The sequence below is a fragment of the Simiduia litorea genome (genome assembly GCF_042853465.1).
Taxonomy (GTDB): Bacteria; Pseudomonadota; Gammaproteobacteria; order Pseudomonadales; family Cellvibrionaceae; genus Simiduia; species Simiduia litorea.
The window spans coordinates 200,981-223,844 of record NZ_AP031497.1; the positions used below are offsets into that span (position 1 = coordinate 200,981).

Here is a 22,864-nt window from a genome sequence, read left to right on the forward strand (position 1 = left end):
GTGGGTATACTAAGCGTTAACTGCTGAGAGAAGAAATTGCCAAGATTCCTAAGTATTGTGTTTCCATTGCTTGCTTTTTCTGACACTAGTCAGGCGCATTCAATGAACTATGAAACGTTAAAGAATGGGGATCATGCATTGCAGATTGTAGTTAACAATACATCTGAGCTTGATGAAGCAAGGCGGGCATGGTTTCTGAAGGTTGAAGAAGTTTGCGGCAGAGATAATTATGAACGTACAGAATTAGTAGTGACCCAGGGCGGGTTTGGTGATGTGCATATTATTGATAAAGCTACTGGCAAAGGATCAACAAACACAGTGCTACCATCAGTCAACGGTGGTTTTAGGTGTAAAAATACAGTTAACAAGTAAAGGAAAACCGACGCGCAAAATACGCGCTCGGTTGCTTTAGGCATTATGTGATCAGGTAATGATGAAAATTCGTACCGTTATTATTCTTTCAGTCTTTGCGAATGCGCTATCTTCTATAGCTATTGTCCTAACGGGATCTGAAGTGAATAATGTTCTAGGTCAGGTGCTGCTAGCAGTATCTTACCATCCATTTATAGTTGTGCTTTGTTGGTCCACATTAATTGGATTAAGCTATTTCTCATTTAGTTCGCTCTCAATGAGGGAGGCGCTTGTTGCGTTTGGTGTTCATACGGTGGCTTTCGCTGGGTGGGTTGTTGTAATGCTCGTACACTTTTTGGTTTTCAGATCACATGCTAAATCACAAACGCTACCAAGTCGCAGCTATCGCTGATGGACTCGGCGCTAATCGCATCCCGCCCTTGCCACCGGCGTTACGTGTACTAGGAAAGTTATGGAAGTATCTGCAGAAGAAGAAATAAAACAGATAGAAATGAGAAATCCTCATGTAGCTATTTTAGGTGCAGGAGCGAGCTATGCAGCATTTCCTAAAGGCGACAAAAACGGTCGCAAGCTACCTTTAATGAATAATTTCGTTGAAACGCTGGGTATTGAGGAACTAATTTCTCGTACAGGTTTAGCGTTTTCGTCCACTAACTTTGAAGACATCTACTCTGAGATACATGTAAGACCAGAGCTAGGAGATATAAGAGAAGAGTTAGAGAATACTGTATATGATTACTTCCAAAAAATGGAGTTGCCAGACGAGCCAACGATCTATGATCATTTAGTTCTATCGCTTCGAAACAAAGATTTTATAGCTACATTTAACTGGGACCCTTTTCTGGTGCAAGCCATACGAAGGAATGGTGCTCGTTTTAATTTACCTCGCACATTATTTTTACATGGTAATGTCGAAGTTGGTTATTGCCCTGATGACCATATGATGGGAAATAACGGTACTAGATGTCATCAATGCGGCGAACAATTGATCCGCACGAAATTGTTATATCCTGTTGGTGAAAAAAACTACCACCTTGACGAATTCATATCTCGTCAATGGGCAACTTTGGCAGATCTATTAAAGCACACTTATATGGTGTCCATATTTGGTTATGGTGCCCCAACATCTGACGCCAGTGCGATTGCACTCTTAAAAAAAGCTTGGGGGAGTGTAGGCAGCAGAAATATGGAAGAATTTGAGGTTATTGACGTCAGAGATGAAGATGATCTTAGAGCAACATGGGCGCCGTTCATTCATAGTCACCACTATCGAGTTGAAAATAGTTTTTACAATTCTTGGATAGCAAATCACCCGAGGCGAACAGGCGAAGCTTATATAAATCAGTTTCTTAATGCGCAATTCATTGAAAACAATCCATTACCAATGTCTGCAAGCTTTGAGGAGCTTTGGGCTTGGTATGACAGGTTGCAAGAAGTCGAAGATGCGCACACGTAACAAGGCCAAGCACAATCGCCCTTCGGGCTGAATGTCGCTAACGCGCGCCCCTCTTTGAGGCGCTATGGCTTGTCATCGCTGTCACGAGGAAGTGCTAAATCATAGGCTTCGTTGTGTCGGGATAATTTACATTAAGCTTATATACCCTCGTCCCGCAGTTGTGTATCTCATTGATAATAAAGGAATATATCGTAACGGTATGATTTTTGCTTTCACGTCCATCTACAATAAAAGTCGGTATAGACATTAGGGAATTGTCGTTATGAATAAATTGTTACCTTTCATTTTGTTGTTTGTTAGTTTGCAAGCAACCGCTGGGCTCATTATCAATATTTCTGACAATGGCTCAGGTAAATCACAGTTTGATTTAAGTGGATCCGATATCGTGTCCTCCTCAGGCCAATTTAATAATGGTATTTGGTTCAACGACCTTTATGAATACGGTGCTGTTGCGGGGGATCATTCAAAAGGTTCAGGTGAATTTTCCGTCTTAAGTGGCGCTGGTGGTTACGATGTGGGTAGCGGAAGCTGGGCGATTAATGGCTTCTATGTAAACGGTACCGCGGGCGGAGCTGACTGGGAGCTCGCTATAGGGCGGAGTAGCGGTGCGCTTGCCGCTAATGCGGGTGACGCCATTGAATTTTATGGTAGCTTGGTTGCTGACATTGACTATTCTTGGTTTGTTGCTGGAACGTATTTTTTCGATACGTTAGGGCCATTTTCCAATAATGAACTGGGTCTTACCGATGGCTTGACTCTGGTTATCGGTGATTTAGTTGAGGTTCCAGCGCCATCCACTCTTGCGTTATTTGGTTTGGGCCTCATTGGAATTGGCTGGACGCGCCGCAAAAAACAAACGGCATAGCCCGAACCTAAAAGGTCTCGTAAAAGCCATCCTTTGGGATGGCTTTTTGCTTTCCAGATGTCCACAGGTGTTGTGGATTAAGGGCGCGCACGATTGGATCGCTAAACTAAAAATGAATTAGCAAGTATGAATAGCTTGTTGGGCAAGTGTGGAATCGCGCTATGTTTAGCTAGGGCCTAACTCAACAAATACTGCGCTCCATACAACCCCGCCATCCCTGCAAAAACTGCCCCCACGACACTTTTAAAATACCAGCCAATTAAAAACGCTGCCGCTGCGGCAATTAAGCGCGATGGATCGGTTTCGCCGTGGGTGGCTGAAGGCCAGAGTATGAGTGGCGCGATGAGTGCGGGTAGAACGGCGGTGGCAACGTAGCGCAGGTGGCGCAAGATCCACTCGGGTATGGGCCTATCGCCCACAAAACCTAAAAAAGACAGGCGCAATAAATAGGTGCCGAGCCCGAGGCCGATAATGATGATCCAAATTTCTACATGGGTATTCATGGGTTGCGCCGCTCTAGCCAGTATTCCGTTTGCGCGCCTGCCATCATGGCTACGAGCGCTGAGATTAACAGCCAGATGTTGTATGGCAACCAGCTTAAACTCAGCGCTACAGTCACGGACACCAGCATGGTGACTAAGTGCGGCAGATTGCGAATCATGGGCGCGATAATGGCGATGAAGCAGATGGGTATGGCGAAATCTAGTGAATAGGATTTCGGAATTGTTTCGCCGATGACTGCGCCCAAGTAGGTGCAGGCATACCATACGGGGCAAACAATGGCGGCGCTGCCAAAGTAATAGGATAATTTTTCAGCGTAGGACCACTCGGGCGTGCTGTCGTATTGTTTAACGGCGACGGCAAAGGTTTGATCAATCATGAAATAGGCCGCGAACGCGCGCCAGCGCATGGGCGCCTCACCGAAATGCGGCACCAATGCGGCTGAGTACATGGCCATTCTTAGGTTCACCGCCAGTGAGGCGATGATAATGATCAGCGTTGGCGCGTGTTCGCTCAGCAATGCCAGCGCGGTGAATTGCGAAGCGCCGGCGATAACCAGAACAGTCATTGCTAGGGTTTCAATAATATTCAGCCCCGCTTCGGCGGCGACCACGCCAAACAGCAAGCCGAAGGGTGCGATCACGAGCAGAAAAGGACTGCCGTGTAGAGCGCCCTTGAGAAAAATATTGCGGTTAAACATGCACTCATAACCGTTGCGTTAACAGCCAAAGGCTCTCAACGTTAATTGATGCACGGCTATGTTAGCCCTGCGCGTTAGAAAATGTTACAGCTTGCCTCAAGCACGCGGATCTGTGGCGACAATGTCAGGCCTTTTGGCGTGTTGCGCGTGGAAGCTATTGATATGGCTAAAGGCTTTTAGATCGTAGAGTTTTCTAAATTCAGCCCAGTCAATTAAGCAATAAAGGCTGATGCTGGCGTAATTCCAGTTGTTAAACAGGCCTTGGTCCACTTGCTTGTCGAGCTCTTCAAACAACTCGTGCAGCCGCTCGCGCTGGAGTTTGAAAAACATGATGTCGGCATGGGTATCGAGGTTTGAGCGGTCGCACAGCAATAGTTGTATGAGCGAATCGCTGGCCGCGTTAATCATGGTGAGCTGGTTTTCCTCGTCCCAAGTGAGGTGCGGGGTGTCAAATTTCTCTTCGAGGTAGCGATAGATTACGTTGGAGTCGAAAACAATCTGATTGCCATCTTCAAACATCGGGATTTTAAGCGTTGGGTTCTTTTTCTTTAAGAGGGCTCTACCGTCGCTGGAAAAAATATCGATGTTAATGTAATTGAACTCACGATTGCTGAGCCATACACGTAGGCGACGAACATAGGGCGAGGTGTTTGATCCGTATAAATTCATGGCGCACCTTTTGTCGAAAAATAACGATAAAATATCACGTTTCTGGCGCGCCGGGTAAGCGTGCCAATGATTGATAACCCAGGGCTAGCCGAGCGTTCTTACTTGAATCGCTTCAATGCCAACACCGGCGTCGGCATCGTAATGCCCGAGGGTATCGGAAATTACCACCACTTGGTCGGTCGGTTTTAAGCCTTCAAGGAGTAACAGGTCGAAGGCTTTCTTTAAGGTTTTCTCTGGGTCTTTACTGAACATTAACTTATGGGCAATCACGTTACGGTTCAGTGCCAGTTGCCGGCGGGTTCTGCCGTCGTTGGTAAAGGCGTGAATCGGCGAGTGCTGTGGGTGGCAATTGGTGACATAGTTGGCCATGCGGCCGCGCCGGGTGATGACGATAATTGCCTTAGCTCTGAGCGATTCGGCCAAGTGCACAGCGCTGGCGGCTAAGTTCTGTTTGTGGTCTCGGGTTTCGAGATCGGCAGTAAAATTTAAGCCGCGGTGTTTCTCGATGGTGATGGCAATGTTGTGCATGGCCTCCACGCATTTTACCGGGTATTTACCCACGGTGGTTTCGCCTGACAACATAATAGCATCGGCTTCTTCATACACAGCGTTGGCAACGTCGGTTACTTCCGCGCGCGTGGGCATGGGGTTGTCGATCATGCTTTCTAACAAATGGGTGGCGACAATGACGCGTTTACCCTGTTGTGCGCAGGAGCGCACGATGCGGCGCTGAATGTTGGGCAGCTCCCAGAAATCCACCTCGCAACCCAAGTCGCCACGCGCCACCATAATGCCATCGGCGGCGTCGATAATGGCGTCGATATTTTCCACGCCTTCTTGGTTTTCGATTTTCGCGATCACTTTTATTTTGCCGGCTTTATCGCCCAGCAGCGTGTTTAGTTGCGCAATATCGCTGGCCTCTCTCACAAAGGAGAGGGCTATGAAATCCACGTCCATGTCCATGCCAAACAGAATGTCGCTGCGATCTTTCTCGGTGATGGCGGGCAGGTTAACGCGAATCCCAGGTAAGTTAACGTGGCGTTTACTTTTTAATACGCCGCCATCGATGACCTTGCAGCGCATAACTCGCTCGTGTTTTTCTAAAATTTCTAGATTGATTAAGCCGTTGTCTACGGTGAGTTTATCGCCCACATCCATATCGCTGATAAGGTCTGCGTAGTTGACCATGAGCGAGTGTTCTTCAACATCTTGGGTGCCGCGTGCGACCACGGAAATAATATCACCGGTCTGCAAGTTGAGGTCGTTGTCTCGTTCGCCCGTGCGTATTTCTGGGCCCTGGGTATCGAGCAATACCGCCACTGGCTGCGGTAGCTCCTTGTTTAGTCGCTTGATGGCGTTAATCACTTTGGTGTGGCTTGCGTGATCGCCGTGTGACATATTCAAGCGCACGACATTCATGCCAGCGAGCGCCAAGCTCTTGAGCATGGCAAAGCTATCTGTTGCGGGGCCGATGGTGCAGATGATTTTGGTTTTACGCATGGGGTGGCTTCCGTCGCCAAGGTTGTGGGCAAAGCCTAGCAGACCGGCAGGGCTGACAGAATACCCTGCGTGTTGTTTAAGGCAGAAGAATAGCCAGCATTGAGTGGGTGAATAGGATGGACGTAGTTTTTATTCTTGTGGCGCCGGCGGTGCCAGAAAATATTGGCGCCAGTTGCCGCGCCTTGAAGACGATGGGCTTTGAGGCGTTACGCTTAGTGGATACCCAGGCTCACCTCGAAAAGCCGGCCCGCATTGTGGCCCACGGGTCAGGCGACATTCTTGATGCCGCCCGTTTGTACCCTAGCCTTGCAGAGGCCTTATTGGACCTGGATCTAGTGATTGGTACCTCGGCCAAGGCGCGTCATCAGTGGCGCTCCCTAACGCCAGCGCATCAATTGAGCGCTTTATTGGGCAGCAAGCAAGGCTGCGCGCAGAAGGTGGGCGTCGTGTTTGGTTGCGAGGAATCTGGCTTGTCAAACGCTCAGCTGGCCCTGTGCGATCTGGTGTCGAATATTGAGCTGCCCGCACCCTACCCCTCATTGAACTTGGCGCAAGCAGTGATGTTGTATGCCTATGAATTGCGAGGTTTGCATGCGCAGCCCAATTCGATAGTATGCCCTGATACCCAGCAATACGCGGCGCTACGGAGTAAAGTGAGGGCTGTGTTGGCGCAGCAAGGCTATGACGAAACGTCTAAGCTTGCGCGCTGGGCCATGGAAGTGCTGCCTCAGGCCAACGCTAAGGCGATTGGTTTTCTACATAGCTTATGCGACAAGTTACTTAAACTCTGAATGCCTTTATTCATTCCATAAGGAGCCATCGGTGCAAAATACCAGTATCGAACCACAAGACACAAAACTACAAAAAATACTTGATTGGATTGAGCGCACGGGCAATAAGCTACCTGACCCAGCGATGATATTTTTCTTTTCGCTACTCATTATTTGGGCGCTGAGCTGGTTGCTATCGAATTTCGAATTTAGTGAGATTGATCCCCGCACCAACGCGCCCATCGTGGTGAACAATCAGCTCACTGGCGATTCGCTGGCGACATTTCTGGCCAATATGGTGAAAACTTTTACCGGCTTTGCGCCCTTGGGCGTGGTGCTGGTGGCGATGTTGGGCGTTGGCGTGGCCGAGCACTCGGGCTTTATTAATACCGGCATTAAGCGCGTGTTAGACCGCACGCCGCAATTTTTATTAACGCCTATTGTGATTTTAGTGGCCATTGTTAGTCACACCGCCACCGATGCAGGCTATGTGTTGGTGATTCCATTGGCAGGGGTTATTTATTACGCCATGGGGCGCCATCCTTTGGCGGGTATTACAGCGGCATTTGCCGGTGTTTCGGGCGGTTTTTCCGCTAACTTTGTGCCCTCGGCCATCGATCCATTGTTGCAGAGTTTTACCCAAAGTGCCGCGCATATCGTCGATCCTGTGATTCAAATCAACCCGCTGAATAACTATTTCTTTACCAGCGCTTCGAGCATTTTGGTGATTTTAATCGGCTGGTATTTGAACGACAAAATCATCGAGCCGCGCTTGAAAAAAGTCCCCATCGATGGCGACCCAGAAGACATTCCACAATTTGCTGAGGTTAGTCACAAAGAGCGCGCGGCCCTGCGCTGGGCGCTTGCGGCTATGGCGCTGGGTGTGGGCTTATTGGTGGCCTCGGTTTGGTCGGAATCGTCCGCCTTGCGCGCCCCCAACGGCGAACTGGCGTCTTTTTCTGCACCCTTAATGCATTCAATTGTACCGCTTATTTTTCTGTTGTTCGTGATACCCGGTGTGGTTTATGGCTATTTAGCGGGCACGTTTAAAAACTCGCGCGATGTGATCAACGCCATGAGCAAGGCGATGGATGGCATGAGTTATTACATTGTGATGGCTTTCTTCTGCGCGTTGTTTATCAGTGCATTTAACACGTCAAATATCGGTGCCTTGCTCGCGGTAAAGGGCGCGGATACCTTGCGCGAGCTAGCCTTGCCGGCCTCGGTAACGATTGTCGGTATCGTCTTGCTCACCGCCTTCGTCAATTTATTTGTGGGCTCGGCTTCCGCCAAGTGGGCGCTCATTGGACCTATCTTGGTGCCGATGTTAATGCAGTTGGGTATTTCGCCCGATCTCACGCAGGCGGCCTATCGCATTGGTGATTCCAGCTCTAATATCATTACCCCTTTGATGCCTTACTTCCCGTTGGTGGTTGTGTATGCGCAGCGCTATGTGAAGGGTACTGGTATTGGTACGTTAATCTCACTGATGTTGCCTTATGCCATCACGCTGCTCATTTGTTGGACGGCATTTTTGTTGCTCTATTGGTCGCTTGGGCTGCCATTGGGTATTCAATCAAGCTACTTGTATGCCCCCTAATGTAAAAGGATTCACTGTGTATTTAATACGGAAAGTAAGCATGCGTTTGTTGGTTCTTACAACGTTTTTTCTGGTGGCCTGTACGGGTTTACCCACGGCGTTAACCAAGCCAGAGATTAAAGTGGTTAGCTTAACGCCTATTGCAGCGGATGGCTTTCAGCAACGCTTTTCGGTTGGATTAAAAGTGACAAACCCCAATAGCGAAGACATTGTCTTGCGCGGCATGAGTTACTCTATCGACATTGGTGGACACGACATTTTTTCTGGCGTTTCAGGCGCGGTGCCTGTACTTAAGGCCTATACTGAAACGCCGGTAACGGTGGAAGTGTCGGCCAATATCATGAGCGTTATTTCGTTGATTTCCGATTTAACGAGAAAAGGGCCGGAAAATTTACACTATACGCTCAACGCTAAGCTCGACGTGAATGCGTTATTGCCGTCGATATCGGTCACTGAAACCGGCCCGGTGCCGTTTTTAAATGCGCGTAGTTTGGCGACAGGCCAACGCTAGCGCCGTTAACATATCGAGCGACTGTTAGCGGGTTAAAGAAAGGAAGGTGCTATGTCATCCAATGGATCTAGATCACCGGATTTTAATAAACTCTTTAACGACAGCTACGAGCGCATTATGGCGCGTGGCTCGGACGTTTTTTATCAGCGCTTTTACGATCACTTTATTGCCGCCTCGCCGGAGGTGGCGAAAGCGTTCGTTAATACGGATATGAAACGGCAATACGAAATGTTGAGTTTATCGTTAATGCAGATAATGTCGTTTGCGTCCGACCGTCGCTCCAACCCGTACATCGAAAAAATTGCCAACATACACGCGCGGCTTAATATTTCCGGTAATCTATTTACCCTTTGGGCGCAGTGTTTAATTGCGACAGTGCGGGAAATGGACGATCACTATGATGCCCACGTCGAGTTGGCTTGGCGCGTGACAATTGCACCCGGTCTGGAATTTATGCGCGCTTATTGCGAGTTGGCGGAATAGTAAAGTTATAACAGCTAAGCACCGTTGAAACGCGTGCTTAGCTTGCCTTTATTTATATAAGTAAAAATTACCAGTAGAAAAAATCAAACGCGACGGTTAAGCGGCCTTAACGGCTTGTTTTGCCGCGTCAAAGGTGTCTGTTAATTCTCGACCTGGTGCCTGGGTTGCAAAGCTGACCAGCACCACGGCGATAGTCGCAAGAATAAACCCAGGTACGATTTCATACAGGTAGCTACCTAGGCTTGCACCATTGATGGTGATGGGCGCGTAGAGCCATAACAGTACGGTGACTGCGCCGGTTACCATGCCCGCAATAGCGCCAGCCCGCGTCATTCTACGCCAGAACAAACTCAAAATAATCAGTGGCCCGAAAGCGGCACCGAAGCCGGCCCAGGCATTGCTGACCAAACTTAAAATGGTGCTCGACCTATCGTAGGCTAACGCGATGGCAACGCCGGCGACAATCACGACAGAGCATCGGCCCACGAACAGCAATTCGGACTGGCTGGCTTCTTTGCGCAAAAAAACTTTATAAAAATCTTCGGTTAAGGAACTGGAAGACACCAAAAGCTGCGACGAAATGGTACTCATGATTGCCGCTAAAATGGCCGCCAATAAGAAGCCGCTGATCAGTGGGTGGAATAATAGTTTTGCGAAAAAGATAAAGATGGTTTCTGGGTCGCCAAAGTCAGACTGGGTTTTCGCGACAAATCCAACACCTATATAGCCAATGATCAACGCGCCGATAATAGTCACCAGCATCCAGCTCATGCCAATGCGACGAGCGGCAGGGATATCTTTCAATGAGCGAATGGCCATGAAGCGGACGATAATATGGGGTTGACCGAAATAGCCTAGGCCCCATGCCATACTAGAAATGATGCCGAGTGCACTGACGCCACTAAACAAACCCAATAAGCTCGGATCAACGCTTGCCACGGTTGAATTTAATTCTTGGAGGCTGTCGAATTCACTGTAGGCAACAATGGGCACCAGAATTAAGGCTACAAACATTATGCAGCCTTGCACGAAGTCGGTCATGCTGACCGCTAAAAAACCACCAAATAAGGTGTAGGCAACCACCACGCCTGCGGTGATGTAAAGACCGGCGTAGTAACTCAAACCAAAAGAACTCTCGAATAATTTTCCGCCGGCTACCACGCCGGAGGATGTATAGAGCGTGAAGAAAATAATAATCACGATGGCAGAAATGACGCGCAGTGTGTGCGAGTTATCTTGAAAACGTTTTTCGAAATAGTCGGGAATGGTTATCGCATCTTGCGCAAGCTCCGTGTAGGCGCGCAGGCGAGGGGCGACGACTAAATAGTTTAACCAGGCGCCTAGTACTAAGCCGATGGCAATCCAGCTGCTGGAAATACCAGAGACATACATGGCACCGGGTAGCCCCATGAGTATCCAACCGCTCATATCGGAAGCGCCGGCCGATAGCGCTGTAACACCTGGGCCGAGTTGACGGCCGCCGAGCATATAGCCGGCCACATCTTTATCCGTTTTACGGTATGCGTAGAGGCCGATGCCAATCATGACAACAAAATAGAGGCCGAGAGAAATTAATTCGCCAATTTGCATGGATTCACCTGAATTCAACTATTGAATTATCGTTGTTATCGAGACATTGCTACTTGCTACATCGACATAGTGTGATTGAGTAAACGTCACTCTATTTAAAATTATTGTGATTAATTGCGATGTTGGTAAATAAGACGGTTGAGTAGCGCGAAGGCACATTTAAACAAAAATGGCGACCGAGGTCGCCTCTAGTCGCCAAAAAAAGCCAGATTTACCGATAATTATCAGGTTTTGACTATATCGAGCAGGTTAATTCGCCTAATCGCTGGGTGAGTAAGGTGTTTTCTCGGTAGTCGATAGGAATGACCAAGAGGCTTGGCCCCGGCTCGTTGAAACATTGCTGTAAGGTATTTTCTAAGTTCTCGGCCTTATCGACGAGATGACCGCGCCAATCGAAAGCGCTGGCGAGTTGTAACCAATCTGGGTTGCCAAAGGATAGATCTGTATGGCGGCCGAATTCGTTGTCTTGCTTCCAGGCAATTAACCCGTAGGCGTTGTCGGCCCAAACCATCACGGTTAGATTTAAATTCAAGCGCCGTGCGGTTTCCATTTCTTGCACGTTCATCATGAAACCGGCATCGCCGCAAATAGCCAAAATATTTCTATCCGGGTGCACCAATGCCGCTGCCAATGCGCCGGGCAAGGCAAAACCCATGGAGCAAAAGCCATTGGGAATTAAGCAGGTGTTGGGTTCGTTGCATTGAAAATGGCGAGCAATCCACATTTTGTGAGCACCCACATCGCTGAGCAAAATATCGTGCGGCCCCATCACCTTGCGCACATCCCACAAGACCTTTTGCGGCCTGATGCTGCCCTCGGTTTTATCGTCCTTGTGCTTGGCCAACTCGGCGGACATATCCTCGCGTGTTGTTTTTTGTTGGCTTAAATCGAAACTGAGCGGCGTTGGCTCTTTTTTCAGCCGTTCGTTTAGCATCCACAAGGCGTGGGCCAAATCGCCGACGGCCTCGAGTTGTGGGTGATAATTTTCGTCTATCTCGGCCGGTAGAAAATCAATGTGGATCACCGATTTGGTGCGATCGTTGTTCCACAGTTTTGGGTGGTACTCCACCATGTCGTAACCGAGGCAAATAACCAAGTCGGCGGCGTCTACGGCGCAGGCGGGAATATCTTTTGCGCCGAGGCCAATGGTGTACAGGCAGTAGGGCGCGTTCATGTCGACACAGCCTTTGGCCATGAAGGTAGACACCACGCCAATGCCGGTTTGCTCGCAGAAAATACGCAGCTGTTTACTCGCCCGGCGACGAATACAACCGTTGCCGGCGATGATGATAGGGCGCTTAGCTTTTTTTAAACAATCGTAAATGCGATCGATGGCTTTATCGTCGGGCACGGGCCGGCGAAATTTGCGCACCGGCAAGGGCATTTTATCGATCGCTAATTTAGCGATGTCTTCCGGTAATTCAATGTGTACGGCGCCGGGTTTTTCAGTGCGGCAAACCCGAACGGCTTTGCGCACAATTTCTGGAATATTTTCTGGATGCCAGATTGTGGTGGCCCACTTAGTGACGGGCTTAAACATTTGCACGACATCCATCACTTGATGGGATTCTTTGTGTAGGCGCGTCGATGCGCCTTGGCCGGTGAGTACCAGCATGGGGGCCCTGTCCATGTTGGAGTCGGCCACACCGGTGATTAAATTGGTGGCGCCGGGCCCAAGCGTGCCCAAGCAACCGGCTGGATTACCGGTTAAACGGCCGTATATTTCGGCCATAAAAGCCGCACCTTGTTCGTGCCGAGTCAAGATAAACCTGATTTGCTTGGATTTTTCTAGCGACATCATGAAATCGGCATTTTCTTCGCCGGGCACGCCAAAAATATATTCAATACCTTCTTCTTCGAGGCATTTGACCATCAGATCGGAAGCTTTCATGGGGTGTTGTTAGCCTGTAAAAGTGGAGTTATCCATGAGAATAGACCATCGAAGCGCTACGGTCTTGTCGTACAATGACGCGCAATACAGGTCAGAAAGGGATTTGACAGATGCAAACGGGATTATGGTTACTGGGTTTACTGGGTTTACTGGGCGATCTTTTGATTCTGGTGCTGGGCTTTGGTCTTGTCTGGGTGGTCTACGCCTATGTGGTGGACAGCCGCCAAACTCGGCATACCATTCGGCGCAACTACCCAGTGATTGGGCGCTTTCGCTATTTGTTTGAACACATGGGCGTGTTCTTTCGGCAATATTTTTTCGCCCAGGATCGCGAGGAAATGCCGTTTAATCGGGCCGATCGCACCTGGGTTTACCGAGCCGCTAAGCGCAACAGTTTAAATATTGCCTTTGGTTCTACACGCGATATCGATAAGCCGGGCACGCCCATCTTCCTCAATGCGTTTTTGCCGGTCAGTGCCGACAACCACGAGGAGCCAGCGCTGTTAACCTTTGGCCCTGATTGTCCAAACCCCTACAGCACTCGCTCAATTTTTAATATTTCAGCGATGAGTTTTGGCGCTCTGTCGGCGCCGGCGGTAGAGGCGTTGTCGCGCGGCGCTGCCCTTGCCGGTTGTTGGTTGAATACTGGCGAGGGCGGCTTATCGCCCTATCACCTAGCCGGCGGTTGCGATCTGATTTACCAAATTGGTACGGCGAAATACGGCGTGCGCGATGCCAACGGTTGTCTCGATGAGGGCAAGCTCAAACAAATGGCGGAGCAACCGCAGGTGAAGATGTTTGAGATTAAACTGAGCCAAGGTGCCAAGCCGGGCAAGGGCGGCATCTTGCCGGCGGATAAGGTCACTGAAGAAATTGCCGCTATCCGCCATATTCCTGTGGGTGAAGCGTCCATTAGCCCAAACAGTCATACCGAAGTGCGCAGTGTTCCCGATCTACTGGATATGATTGGCCGCGTGCGCAGCGCTACCGGTAAGCCCACCGGCATCAAGTTCGTTTTGGGCGAACATCAGTGGTTGACGGAATTATGTCTGTTGATTGGCGAGCGCGGCCATGATGTCGCGCCAGATTTTATTACCCTCGATAGTGGCGACGGCGGTTCCGGCGCAGCGCCACAACCCTTGATGGACAACACGGGCTTGCCGATTAAAGAAAGTTTGCCGTATTTGATTGCGCTGTTAAAAAAGCACGGTTTGCGCGAGCGCGTGAAAGTGATTGTGGCGGGCAAATTGATCACGCCCTCAGCGGTTGCCATGGCTTTTTGCGCTGGCGCGGATGCTGTAAATAGCGCCCGAGGTTTTATGTTTGCCCTGGGTTGTATTCAAGCCCTGCAGTGCAATAAAAATACCTGCCCAACGGGTATCACCACGCACAATAAGCGGCTGCAACGCGGGTTAGTGCCGGCGGACAAGGCCGTGCGCGTGGCCCAATACCAAGAGCAAATGACCGAGAGCGTGGCGATGATTGCGCATTCTTGCGGTGTTACCGAGCCTAGGCAGTTGCAGCCAAAGCACGTGCGGCTGGTGACGTCACCGGGCCACTCGGCGCCGATGATTGAATACGTGATGCTTCAAGAGTCGTCGTCTAAGTAGATTTCAATGCTGGCCTCGATCCCGGGGTCGGCTTGAAAATCGAACTCGCGCTTCCACTGCACAAAGGGTTCGAGTTCCCAGAACAGCCACTCGCGATAAAAGCGTTTGCGGTAGCGCACCCACACTTTGTGGCCTTCACCGATGGCGGCTTCGTGGATATTGCCGGAGTTGCCATAGCCCACGCCCCAAGCGCGGTCTCGGTTCACTTGGCGCAAATATTCCAAACTGGTTTTCCAATCGACACCGGAAAATTCTTCGCTCACGTCGTACAGTTGGCGCCAGCGCAAAACCTCTTGCACATTGTTGCGCAGCGAGTGATCTAAATCGATTTGGGTGCGCGCGCCATAGCCTTCATCGCTGCGGTAAAACACGCTTTGGCCGGCGGAGAGCAACATCTTTTCACCTATCTCGGTGCGACCGGTGGAGCTCGCTTGCACGAAGGCGCGAATGGGTGAGCGCACCTGCACACCGGAAGAGATGCTGATGTTGTAGCTATCGGTGGTTTTCAGCGCCCAGCTCAATGCCGCGGTGATGGGGTTTTCGTCGGTTTTGGAGCCGTTCGCGGTTGCACGTCTATCCAAGGTGTCATAGAGCGAATTTGGGTCTTCGTTGGTGAGCAATAAACGCATGCGCTTTTCGGTATTGGGCAGGGTAACGCGGCTGCGAACCTTAACCTTGTGCTGGCAGCCTTCAAGATCGCTGCATTCTAAAATCGGCGTTAGGCGCAAGTCGTGCGTCGCGGCGTTGGGGCCGCGATTGACGGCGAAAAAATTGTCGAACCACACCACGGGGCCAGTGGCCGAGCTGTGTAAGTATTCCCGGGTGCTGTCCATCCAATTTTTTCTGTCCTCGGGAATTACGTAAGTGGGCCATAAATCCTCATCAGCTAACAGTTGGCGGGTGCTGTCGAGGTTGTGCTCGAAAAAATTGGTTGGGTTGCGATAGGGTACAAACTCTTTCGGGGCTGGGTGTGGCTGTATTAAACCTGAATCTAACTCCAGTGATGCAACCGGCGCCTCATTGGTTGAGGGCTCTCGGTAGGCATAAAGATCGGGCCAGGCGTCGATGCTAAAGGCTGAGGGTGGTGCTGGCAGCTGCGAAAGTTGCTCGAGCTCGTCCAGCACGTAGGCCAGTTGGGCAGGGCTTTGCCAATCGGCTTCCGTTGGTGCCTCAGAGGCAATTGTTTGTGCGAGGCCGAGTTGCGTATAAAACATCCCTGCGACTAACCAGCCTGTCGATACTGCTTGGTGCATTCCCGCCCCTAATACGACTTTTGTTAGATCATTTTAGCTGGCTTGCTGAACTTTGGGCAGTGGCAGTTATAGGCTGATTTTGGTATAAGCCTTGCACTTGCTCGGGTTTCCCGGGCTCAGCAACTCGAATTTCAGGAAGTAGCATGTCTGATCTGATCGCCGCAATGCCAGCGGATGAACGTATATCCATCAAAGATTTCAGCGAAAAGGCGTATTTGGATTACTCCATGTACGTGATTCTGGATCGCGCGCTGCCCCATGTGGGCGACGGTTTAAAGCCGGTGCAGCGCCGCATCATCTACGCCATGAGCGAATTAGGCCTGAAAGCCAGTGCTAAGTTTAAGAAGTCGGCGCGCACCGTGGGTGACGTGATCGGTAAGTTTCACCCACACGGCGATTCGGCTGCCTATGAAGCCATGGTGTTGATGGCGCAGCCTTTCTCCTATCGCTATCCGCTGGTTGATGGCCAAGGTAACTGGGGCTCGCCGGACGACCCGAAATCGTTTGCGGCCATGCGTTATACCGAATCGCGTCTGACCAAGTTTAGCGAGGTGTTGCTGAGCGAATTGGGGCAGGGCACCGTGGAGTGGCTGCCTAACTTTGATGGCACCTTATACGAGCCGGCGGTTTTACCGGCGCAAGTGCCGCACGTGCTTTTGAATGGCACCACCGGTATCGCCGTGGGTATGGCAACCGATATACCGCCGCACAATGTGCGCGAAGTGGTGAATGCCTGTATTCACTTGATAGATAACCCGAAGGCGACCGTGGCCGAGCTGTGCGAGTTTGTGCTCGGCCCCGATATGCCCACCGAGGCGGAAATTATCACACCGCGTGCTGATCTCATCAGCCTGTATGAAACAGGCCGCGGCAGCTTGCGCATGCGCGCAATTTGGAGTGAAGAAGACGGCGATGTTGTGGTAACGGATCTACCGCATCAGGTAAGCGGTGCAAAAATTCTTGAGCAAATTGCCGCGCAGATGCTGGCGAAAAAGCTACCGATGGTGGCCGACTTACGGGATGAATCCGATCACGAAAACCCAACCCGCCTAGTGATTATTCCGCGTTCAAATCGGGTCGACATCGAGCAGATGATGCAGCACTTGTTTGCTACTACCGATCTCGAGCGCAGCTATCGCGTCAACATGAATATGATTGGCATAGACGGTAGACCCGCGGTTAAACCCTTGAACACGCTGTTGAGCGAGTGGCTCAGCTTTAGGATGGTAACCACGCGCAAGCGTCTGCAGTACCGCTTGGAAAAGGTGAATGAGCGCTTAGACAGATTGGCGGCGTTAATGATCGTGTTCCTCAACGTGGATGAAGTGATTCGTATCATCCGCACCGAGGACGAACCCAAAGCTGTGCTGATGGCGCGCTTTAATCTGAACGAGACACAATCGGAATACATTTTAGAAACTAAGTTGCGTCAGTTAGCGCGCTTAGAAGAAATGAAAATTCTGGAAGAGCAGGAAGCGCTGGAAAAAGAGCGCAAGGATTTAGAAAAAACCTTGGATTCTGCGGTTCGGTTAAAGAATTTGGTGAAGAAAGAGTTGTTGGCGGTATTGGACACTCATGGTGACGAGCGCCGCTCGCCCATTGTCGAGCGCGCCGAGGCCAAGGCTTTCAGTGAAACCGAGCTGATGTCGGCCGAGCCTATTACCGTTGTTATCTCTGAAAAAGGTTGGATTCGCTCGGCCAAAGGTCACGATATCGACCCCGCTGCACTCAGTTATAAAGCCGGCGATAGTTTCAAAATTGCCGTGCGAGGTAAGAGTAACCAACCGGTGTTGTTATTGGATTCCACCGGTCGCTCCTATGCGATGGTCAGTCATACGCTGCCGTCTGCGCGTGGTCAGGGCGAGCCGATAACCGGCAGCCTGAACCCACCTAGCGGGGCCACCATTGAGGGCGCCTTGATGGGTGGCGACGACGAGAAGGTGCTGCTCGCCAGCGATGCAGGTTATGGCTTTGTCGCTAAGTTATCGGATTTAGCCACCAAGAATAAGGCCGGTAAGGCGCTGATCAGTTTGCCTAAAGCCGCAAAAGTGATGGCGCCCTTAAGTGTGACTGATCCGGCAACGGAAATTCTCGCCGCTATTAGTAACGAGGGTCGATTGCTGGTCTTTCCGTTGTCGGAGCTACCAGAGCTCGCGCGCGGCAAGGGTAATAAAATCATGAACATCCCCTCGGCGCGCTTGCAGAGTCGAGAGGAGTTTCTCTTGGGCTTGGCGGTGTTGTCGGCCGGCGATGAATTAACCGTTTACTCTGGCAAGCGGCATTTGACCTTGAAAGTAGCGGATCTGGAGCATTATCAAGGCGAGCGCGGTCGGCGTGGAAATAAGCTACCGCGCGGCTTCCAAAAGGTAGACAGTGTCTCAGTTGTGCGCAAGGGATGAGTGAGCAACGGGCAAAATGGTCTAGTATTGACCACCGTTAAAAGGGGCCTAAGGCCCCAGTGAAAATTGATAGCTGTCTGGACAGGATGACTAGAGGTGGGTATGGGTAAGAAACTTTTTAAATTAATCGTCCTGTTGGCGCTGGTTGCCATTGCTGGCCGTTGGCTCTTGCAGTGGGAAATTCGCAATAGCGTCGACGCCTCTATCGCCAGCATGCGCGATACCGTTTCGATTCGCTACGATCGCTTGAATGTGGGCTTCGATGGCAAGGTGACGGTAAAGCGGGTACAGCTCAGCTTGCCCAATAGCGATATGTTTAGCGCCCATATTCAGCAGATCGAAGTGGATATGCAATCCCTACCCGAGCTAGTACAGCGCCGGTTTGGTGGCAGTGCGCCCGAGGCGTTGAGCGTGAAAGTCACGGGTATTAATGCCAATTTGGAAAATTTTGCCGAGTCTGTCGAATCGACGGTGGATTGTTTAGACCCCTTGAAACAGCCATCACCCTGGATGTTGGGTTTTCAAGAGGATAGCGACCTCAATTTTAGCTACGTCTATAACACCCCAACACGCGATCTTACTTTAGATATCGATGTGATTGCCCGCGGTGCTTACGAATTAAAAACGCAGGTGCGATTCGGTGGCGTTGCGCCGAACTTAAAGGCGGCAAGTACCTTGGACCTAGTGCGGATAAATTTCGACGATATCCGCTTGATGCAAGCCTGGACTAGCTACTGCAGCGCCCGCCACGAAAAATCGCCGGAGCAGTTGGTCGCGGGTTATATGGCAAATCTAGAAGCCTTGTTGAATAAACAAAGCTTGGGCTTGAGTGATGCTAGCCAAACGGCACTGAGCAGCTATATGCAGGAGCCGGGCCGCATTGTATTGCGTTGGATCTTAAATATAGATTTACAAGAGCTACCCAGTTCTGAAGAAATTAGCGAGATGTTATTTAATCGTGTGGAAGTTGAAGTAGCGGGCACGCCAGTTTCGCCTATATTTAAGGAAGTGGAGTACAAACCAGCCGCCCCGAGGCCGCAGATCCAACCGAAAGCCGTGGCCAAGGCGCCAGCGCTGGTAGAAGTCGACTTCGAACAGCTGCAAGACTATCTCGATAAAGAAGTACAGTTGGTAACCGGTGATAAAATAACCACCGGCGTGGTGCGTAAAGTAAGCGGTGCTGAAGTTGAATTAGAGGTTATTAAAGACGGTGTTAACCATTTTTCAATTACATTCTATCGCAGTAGAATTGATCAAATTTTAGTAAATCCATAGGTCGATGCGCTCTTGCGTTGACCTTTTAGCGGGGCGGCACATGAGCAATGACAACCGAAGATATCCAAGAATACCGGTGCGATGTCGCGTGTTGATTAGTCATGAATCCATTGGTGAAATGATGGTTCACACACGCGATATTTCCGATGGTGGTATTTTTGTGGTTACTAACCCCGAACAGATGCCTCCCGTGGGCACCGAAGTTCGCGGCCAGGTTCAGGGCATGTTAGCCGATGCCCCTGTTGTGGATATGCGTATCGTACGTATCGAAGAGGGCGGTATAGGCCTGCAATTTTGTAATTAAGTTTGTTCGGTGCGCACGCTACCGATTGGGCGCAAAGCGCAGGTGGCGACGATAGGGGAAGGTGTCGTTGATCTGCCCTGCTAAGAGTTCCGTTTGAATGCTCTGCCAGTAACTCGCCTCGTACAAATCTTTGTGTTTTTCTTCAAACGCGATTCTCGCCGCAGGGTTGCCACTAAAAAATAACCGAAACTCCTCTGGAAAAATGTCAAACTCGCCAACGGTATACCAAGGCGTGCTCGCCATCTCCTCAATTTCGTTGCGTGGCTCGGGTATCTTTCTAAACACGCACTCGGTGATTAAACAAATTTCATCGTAATCGTAAAATACTACGCGGCCATGGCGCGTTACGCCGAAATTTTTCAGGAGCATATCTCCGGTGAATATATTGGCGGCGGCTAATTGCTTGATGGCATTGCCGTACTCATCCATGACCTCTTCGACTTGTTGCTGGTTGGCGTGATCCAAATACATGTTGAGCGGTGTCATACGTCGCTCGGTATAAACGTGTTTAATAATTACGAGCTTGTCGGTGATGATAAGTTTTGATGGTGCAACTTTTTGCAGCTCGTCTATAAGCTCGTCGCTAAAACGATTCCGATAGAAAATAAAGTTACTGTATTCTTGGGTGTCGGCCATGCGGCCAGCGCGATCGGCGCGCGAAACGAGTTTGTACTTTTCTTTAACGATGGCTTCGGTAACTTTTTTCGGCGGGTCAAAACGATCCTTAATAATCTTAAAAACAATGTCGTAGGAGGGTAGCGTAAATACGCTCATGACCATTCCTTTAATCCCGGGCGCTATGACGAATTTATCGCTACTGTTTTTCATATGCGAGATAACGTGGCGGTAAAATTCGGTTTTTCCGTGTTTGTTGAAGCCGATAGCATTGTAGATTTCGGAGATATCTTTTCTCGGCATAATGGAGCTTAGGAATTTCACGAATCGAGAGGGTATAGGTGCGTCGACCATGAAATAGGAGCGGGTAAAGCTAAATACTCGGCTGGCGCTATCTCGGTCAAAGAGCAGCGTGTCGGCGTATATCCCGCCTCTTTCATTGTTGTGGAAGGGGATGAGTATCGGCGTGATGATATCGCCATGGACAGCGCGACCCACCAAATAAGCACCTTTGTTGCGATAGAAAATGGACTCCAAAAAATCGACCCGAAGTTCGCTCAATGGGTAGTCTATCAGTGGCACGAGGTGGGTCTGGATCGAGGCCACAATAAACCCGATGTCGCGTTTTTTATCCTCCCAGGGAACGGAAAATTCATAGTCGTCAAAAACCTTATGGATCAGGCTTTCGAAGCCGAATTCGGCGCTGTAGCTGAAGTAGATGGTGTAGTCGCTCAGCTGTTTGTAGCTTTCGTCTTTGGACGGTTTGACGAATAAATTGCGGTCGTGAATTTGTTGGTGTTCGAACAAACTGCAAAAAATAGAGTTAAAAAATGTCTCGGCAATCTCATAGTTACTGTGGTTTGACACCAGCAGTGCATAGGCCTGTCGCGCCTGTTGCCAGATGTTGAGGTCGAGGACATTTTTGCTGGTGACACCGCGCACCAATTTACAGACCTGATCCACTTTAAATTTATACAGCTCGATGCGCTCGCGATGCGCCTCCTGAACGCCGGCCCAGTTATGGGTTTCAAAACGTGCCTTTGCCCCCAAGGTCATATTTTGAAAGTCGGCGAAATAGGCGTCAAAGCCATTCAACACCGTTTTTGCGATGCGTTTTGCACTGGGGGTTAAATGTACACTGGTCGCAGGCTTTGTCGGTGTCGTGCCTGTTGTTTGATTAGACATGCTGTGCTGCCCATTGCAGAATACTGAATTGAGTATAAGCATAAAAGCCGATGGCTAGTGGAGATCAAATTGCATAGTGGTTATCCGTGCGGTAAATGGAGCGTCTGGCAGGGTGTTTTTTGTTTGCTCGCACTTCTGTTCATGGCGCAGAGCGCGCACAGTTTGGTTATTTTGCAGTATCACCATATTAGCGATCAGACGCCGGCAGCAACGAGCATTTCTCCGGCTGGGTTTGAGGCACACCTGCAGCAAATAGAGCGCTCTGGATATCGCGTGGTGGCTTTGCCCGACGTGCTGGAGGCGCTACGTCAGCGCACACCGCTACCCGACAAGGCAGTTTTGATCACCTTTGATGACGGTTCGAAAAGTGTTTTAACCTCGGCGCTGCCCCTGTTGCAGGCGAGGGGCTGGCCCTTCGTGGTATTTGTTAGTACTGACCCCGTAACCCAGCAGCAAGCCAACACCTTGTCTTGGGATGATTTACGTGCATTAGCTGATAAGGGTGCTGCCATTGCTAATCACGGCGTTAGCCACAGCCATATGATTCGTCGGCTAGACGGTGAGACAGAGGCACAATGGCAAACGCGTATGCAGCGGGAAATCCTCGCAGCGGAGGCAACAATAAAGTTGGAAATAGGGCAGTCTCATCGCGCCTTTGCCTACCCCTACGGTGAGTTTTCTGCGCCTTTACTGGCGCTGGTAGAGGCGTTGGGCTTCGTAGGTTTCGGCCAGCACTCGGGCGCGCCTGCGGCGCGAGATATTGCCGCGCTGCCGCGCTTCCCCTTTGGCGGCCAGTATGTCGAGGTAGATGATCTGGCGTTAAAGATGAGGTCGCTACCTTTACCTATTAGCGCAGTTCACTACTTGAGCGAAGACGGTACTGTGTTGCACGATGGCGTTTTGGCGGTAGCGGAGAGCCGGCCCATTGTGCAGTACGTGGCCGAGGATTTGGCTCAGCTTCCCGATCTTACCTGCTATGTCAGCCGGCAAGGCGCGGCGGAAAAGCTAACTATATCTGCTACAAAGATTAATTTTCAGGCTCAAAAAACCTTGAAACCCGGCCGCACGCGCTACAACTGCACAGCGAAAAGCCCCGAGCCTGGGCGTTATTATTGGCACTCGAGTCCGTTTATTAAGCCCAACGCCGATGCCAGTTGGGCGCCAGAACCTAACTAAGACGAAGAAAGTCCAGCTTTTGCTTATAAAACAACCAATTCTTTCACTAACCCACTTGTGCTCTGCGCAAGAGCACCCTAGAATGATCGCGCTTTACCGTTTTGCTGCCAGCCGTTAGACATTTTGCCTTTCTCTGCTG

20 protein-coding genes are annotated in these 22,864 nt (G+C 50.3%); 12 read left to right on the plus strand and 8 right to left on the minus strand.

Annotated features, from left to right (window positions below; all coding sequences use genetic code 11):
- Positions 1 to 102 precede the first annotated feature (102 nt).
- The 3 genes from ACGHTT_RS00980 to ACGHTT_RS00990 all read left to right on the plus strand — a co-directional run bounded on the left by ACGHTT_RS00980 (position 103) and on the right by ACGHTT_RS00990 (position 2,693).
- Entirely contained in the window at positions 103 to 372 is a 270-nt protein-coding gene (locus ACGHTT_RS00980) for a hypothetical protein (RefSeq protein ID WP_390592955.1), read from the plus strand.
- Positions 373 to 823: 451 nt separating this feature from the next.
- On the plus strand, positions 824 to 1,828 hold the full coding sequence (locus ACGHTT_RS00985) for a hypothetical protein (protein ID WP_390592956.1): 1,005 nt from the start codon (positions 824 to 826) through the stop codon (positions 1,826 to 1,828).
- A 262-nt stretch (positions 1,829 to 2,090) separates the two neighbouring features.
- The gene (locus ACGHTT_RS00990; RefSeq protein ID WP_390592957.1) at positions 2,091 to 2,693 is read left to right on the plus strand and encodes a PEP-CTERM sorting domain-containing protein; all 603 of its coding nucleotides are present in this window, start codon (positions 2,091 to 2,093) and stop codon (positions 2,691 to 2,693) included.
- Between the two features lie 176 nt (positions 2,694 to 2,869).
- Here ACGHTT_RS00990 and ACGHTT_RS00995 read toward each other — a convergent pair whose 3' ends face one another.
- The 4 genes from ACGHTT_RS00995 to pyk all read right to left on the minus strand — a co-directional run bounded on the left by ACGHTT_RS00995 (position 2,870) and on the right by pyk (position 6,063).
- Positions 2,870 to 3,196 carry an AzlD domain-containing protein gene (locus ACGHTT_RS00995; protein ID WP_390592958.1) on the minus strand — a complete coding sequence of 109 codons (327 nt, stop codon included), beginning with the start codon at positions 3,194 to 3,196 and terminating at the stop codon, positions 2,870 to 2,872.
- A complete protein-coding gene (locus tag ACGHTT_RS01000; RefSeq protein WP_390592959.1) occupies positions 3,193 to 3,894 on the minus strand; it encodes an AzlC family ABC transporter permease in 702 nt (233 codons plus the stop codon). Before ACGHTT_RS01000 ends, ACGHTT_RS00995 begins: the two co-directional genes overlap by 4 nt.
- A gap of 96 nt (positions 3,895 to 3,990) precedes the next feature.
- On the minus strand, positions 3,991 to 4,563 hold the full coding sequence (locus tag ACGHTT_RS01005) for a glutathione S-transferase family protein (protein ID WP_390592960.1): 573 nt from the start codon (positions 4,561 to 4,563) through the stop codon (positions 3,991 to 3,993).
- A gap of 84 nt (positions 4,564 to 4,647) precedes the next feature.
- A complete protein-coding gene (gene pyk / locus ACGHTT_RS01010; RefSeq protein ID WP_390592961.1) occupies positions 4,648 to 6,063 on the minus strand; it encodes a pyruvate kinase in 1,416 nt (471 codons plus the stop codon).
- 116 nt (positions 6,064 to 6,179) lie between these two features.
- On the opposite strand from pyk, the gene ACGHTT_RS01015 reads away from it, so the two are divergent.
- Genes ACGHTT_RS01015 through ACGHTT_RS01030 form a run of 4 tightly spaced genes read left to right on the plus strand, consistent with a single transcriptional unit; the run spans position 6,180 to position 9,427 of the window.
- A complete protein-coding gene (locus tag ACGHTT_RS01015) occupies positions 6,180 to 6,854 on the plus strand; it encodes a tRNA/rRNA methyltransferase (RefSeq protein WP_390592962.1) in 675 nt (224 codons plus the stop codon).
- Positions 6,855 to 6,885: 31 nt separating this feature from the next.
- Positions 6,886 to 8,433, plus strand: a complete 1,548-nt coding sequence (locus tag ACGHTT_RS01020; protein ID WP_390592963.1) for an AbgT family transporter — start codon at positions 6,886 to 6,888, stop codon at positions 8,431 to 8,433.
- A gap of 40 nt (positions 8,434 to 8,473) precedes the next feature.
- Positions 8,474 to 8,944, plus strand: a complete 471-nt coding sequence (locus ACGHTT_RS01025) for an LEA type 2 family protein (protein WP_390592964.1) — start codon at positions 8,474 to 8,476, stop codon at positions 8,942 to 8,944.
- A 51-nt stretch (positions 8,945 to 8,995) separates the two neighbouring features.
- Positions 8,996 to 9,427, plus strand: a complete 432-nt coding sequence (locus tag ACGHTT_RS01030; RefSeq protein ID WP_390592965.1) for a hypothetical protein — start codon at positions 8,996 to 8,998, stop codon at positions 9,425 to 9,427.
- A 96-nt stretch (positions 9,428 to 9,523) separates the two neighbouring features.
- Here ACGHTT_RS01030 and putP read toward each other — a convergent pair whose 3' ends face one another.
- Positions 9,524 to 11,017: a sodium/proline symporter PutP gene (gene putP / locus ACGHTT_RS01035; RefSeq protein WP_390592966.1), complete on the minus strand. Its 1,494-nt coding sequence runs from the start codon at positions 11,015 to 11,017 to the stop codon at positions 9,524 to 9,526.
- 235 nt (positions 11,018 to 11,252) lie between these two features.
- Positions 11,253 to 12,908, minus strand: a complete 1,656-nt coding sequence (locus tag ACGHTT_RS01040; RefSeq protein ID WP_390592967.1) for an acetolactate synthase large subunit — start codon at positions 12,906 to 12,908, stop codon at positions 11,253 to 11,255.
- 110 nt (positions 12,909 to 13,018) lie between these two features.
- Here ACGHTT_RS01040 and ACGHTT_RS01045 point away from each other — a divergent pair, with 110 nt between their 5' ends.
- On the plus strand, positions 13,019 to 14,518 hold the full coding sequence (locus ACGHTT_RS01045; protein ID WP_390592968.1) for an FMN-binding glutamate synthase family protein: 1,500 nt from the start codon (positions 13,019 to 13,021) through the stop codon (positions 14,516 to 14,518).
- On the opposite strand, the gene ACGHTT_RS01050 is transcribed toward ACGHTT_RS01045, so the two are convergent.
- Complete coding sequence (locus ACGHTT_RS01050) at positions 14,497 to 15,771, minus strand: hypothetical protein (protein ID WP_390592969.1); 1,275 nt, start codon at positions 15,769 to 15,771, stop codon at positions 14,497 to 14,499. The genes ACGHTT_RS01045 and ACGHTT_RS01050 overlap by 22 nt on opposite strands.
- Positions 15,772 to 15,914: 143 nt before the next feature.
- On the opposite strand from ACGHTT_RS01050, the gene parC reads away from it, so the two are divergent.
- The 3 genes from parC to ACGHTT_RS01065 all read left to right on the plus strand — a co-directional run bounded on the left by parC (position 15,915) and on the right by ACGHTT_RS01065 (position 19,749).
- Complete coding sequence (parC, locus tag ACGHTT_RS01055; protein ID WP_390592970.1) at positions 15,915 to 18,170, plus strand: DNA topoisomerase IV subunit A; 2,256 nt, start codon at positions 15,915 to 15,917, stop codon at positions 18,168 to 18,170.
- A gap of 102 nt (positions 18,171 to 18,272) precedes the next feature.
- Positions 18,273 to 19,445 carry a hypothetical protein gene (locus ACGHTT_RS01060; protein ID WP_390592972.1) on the plus strand — a complete coding sequence of 391 codons (1,173 nt, stop codon included), beginning with the start codon at positions 18,273 to 18,275 and terminating at the stop codon, positions 19,443 to 19,445.
- A 40-nt stretch (positions 19,446 to 19,485) separates the two neighbouring features.
- Complete coding sequence (locus tag ACGHTT_RS01065) at positions 19,486 to 19,749, plus strand: PilZ domain-containing protein (RefSeq protein WP_390592973.1); 264 nt, start codon at positions 19,486 to 19,488, stop codon at positions 19,747 to 19,749.
- 18 nt (positions 19,750 to 19,767) lie between these two features.
- On the opposite strand, the gene aceK is transcribed toward ACGHTT_RS01065, so the two are convergent.
- Positions 19,768 to 21,549: a bifunctional isocitrate dehydrogenase kinase/phosphatase gene (gene aceK / locus ACGHTT_RS01070; RefSeq protein ID WP_390592974.1), complete on the minus strand. Its 1,782-nt coding sequence runs from the start codon at positions 21,547 to 21,549 to the stop codon at positions 19,768 to 19,770.
- A gap of 123 nt (positions 21,550 to 21,672) precedes the next feature.
- On the opposite strand from aceK, the gene ACGHTT_RS01075 reads away from it, so the two are divergent.
- Positions 21,673 to 22,725 carry a polysaccharide deacetylase family protein gene (locus tag ACGHTT_RS01075; protein ID WP_390592975.1) on the plus strand — a complete coding sequence of 351 codons (1,053 nt, stop codon included), beginning with the start codon at positions 21,673 to 21,675 and terminating at the stop codon, positions 22,723 to 22,725.
- The last annotated feature ends 139 nt before the right edge of the window (positions 22,726 to 22,864 follow it).

Coding starts and splice junctions, on each gene's coding strand:
- putP (WP_390592966.1), bottom strand. CDS start 11,017: ATGCAAATTGGCGAATTAATTTCTCTCGGCCTCTATTTTGTTGTCATG.
- ACGHTT_RS01050 (WP_390592969.1), bottom strand. CDS start 15,771: ATGCACCAAGCAGTATCGACAGGCTGGTTAGTCGCAGGGATGTTTTAT.
- ACGHTT_RS01030 (WP_390592965.1), top strand. CDS start 8,996: ATGTCATCCAATGGATCTAGATCACCGGATTTTAATAAACTCTTTAAC.
- ACGHTT_RS00980 (WP_390592955.1), top strand. CDS start 103: ATGAACTATGAAACGTTAAAGAATGGGGATCATGCATTGCAGATTGTA.
- ACGHTT_RS01015 (WP_390592962.1), top strand. CDS start 6,180: ATGGACGTAGTTTTTATTCTTGTGGCGCCGGCGGTGCCAGAAAATATT.
- ACGHTT_RS01005 (WP_390592960.1), bottom strand. CDS start 4,563: ATGAATTTATACGGATCAAACACCTCGCCCTATGTTCGTCGCCTACGT.
- ACGHTT_RS00990 (WP_390592957.1), top strand. CDS start 2,091: ATGAATAAATTGTTACCTTTCATTTTGTTGTTTGTTAGTTTGCAAGCA.
- ACGHTT_RS00995 (WP_390592958.1), bottom strand. CDS start 3,196: ATGAATACCCATGTAGAAATTTGGATCATCATTATCGGCCTCGGGCTC.
- ACGHTT_RS01065 (WP_390592973.1), top strand. CDS start 19,486: ATGAGCAATGACAACCGAAGATATCCAAGAATACCGGTGCGATGTCGC.
- ACGHTT_RS01000 (WP_390592959.1), bottom strand. CDS start 3,894: ATGTTTAACCGCAATATTTTTCTCAAGGGCGCTCTACACGGCAGTCCT.
- ACGHTT_RS00985 (WP_390592956.1), top strand. CDS start 824: ATGGAAGTATCTGCAGAAGAAGAAATAAAACAGATAGAAATGAGAAAT.
- ACGHTT_RS01060 (WP_390592972.1), top strand. CDS start 18,273: ATGGGTAAGAAACTTTTTAAATTAATCGTCCTGTTGGCGCTGGTTGCC.
- ACGHTT_RS01040 (WP_390592967.1), bottom strand. CDS start 12,908: ATGAAAGCTTCCGATCTGATGGTCAAATGCCTCGAAGAAGAAGGTATT.
- ACGHTT_RS01025 (WP_390592964.1), top strand. CDS start 8,474: ATGCGTTTGTTGGTTCTTACAACGTTTTTTCTGGTGGCCTGTACGGGT.
- parC (WP_390592970.1), top strand. CDS start 15,915: ATGTCTGATCTGATCGCCGCAATGCCAGCGGATGAACGTATATCCATC.
- aceK (WP_390592974.1), bottom strand. CDS start 21,549: ATGTCTAATCAAACAACAGGCACGACACCGACAAAGCCTGCGACCAGT.
- pyk (WP_390592961.1), bottom strand. CDS start 6,063: ATGCGTAAAACCAAAATCATCTGCACCATCGGCCCCGCAACAGATAGC.
- ACGHTT_RS01045 (WP_390592968.1), top strand. CDS start 13,019: ATGCAAACGGGATTATGGTTACTGGGTTTACTGGGTTTACTGGGCGAT.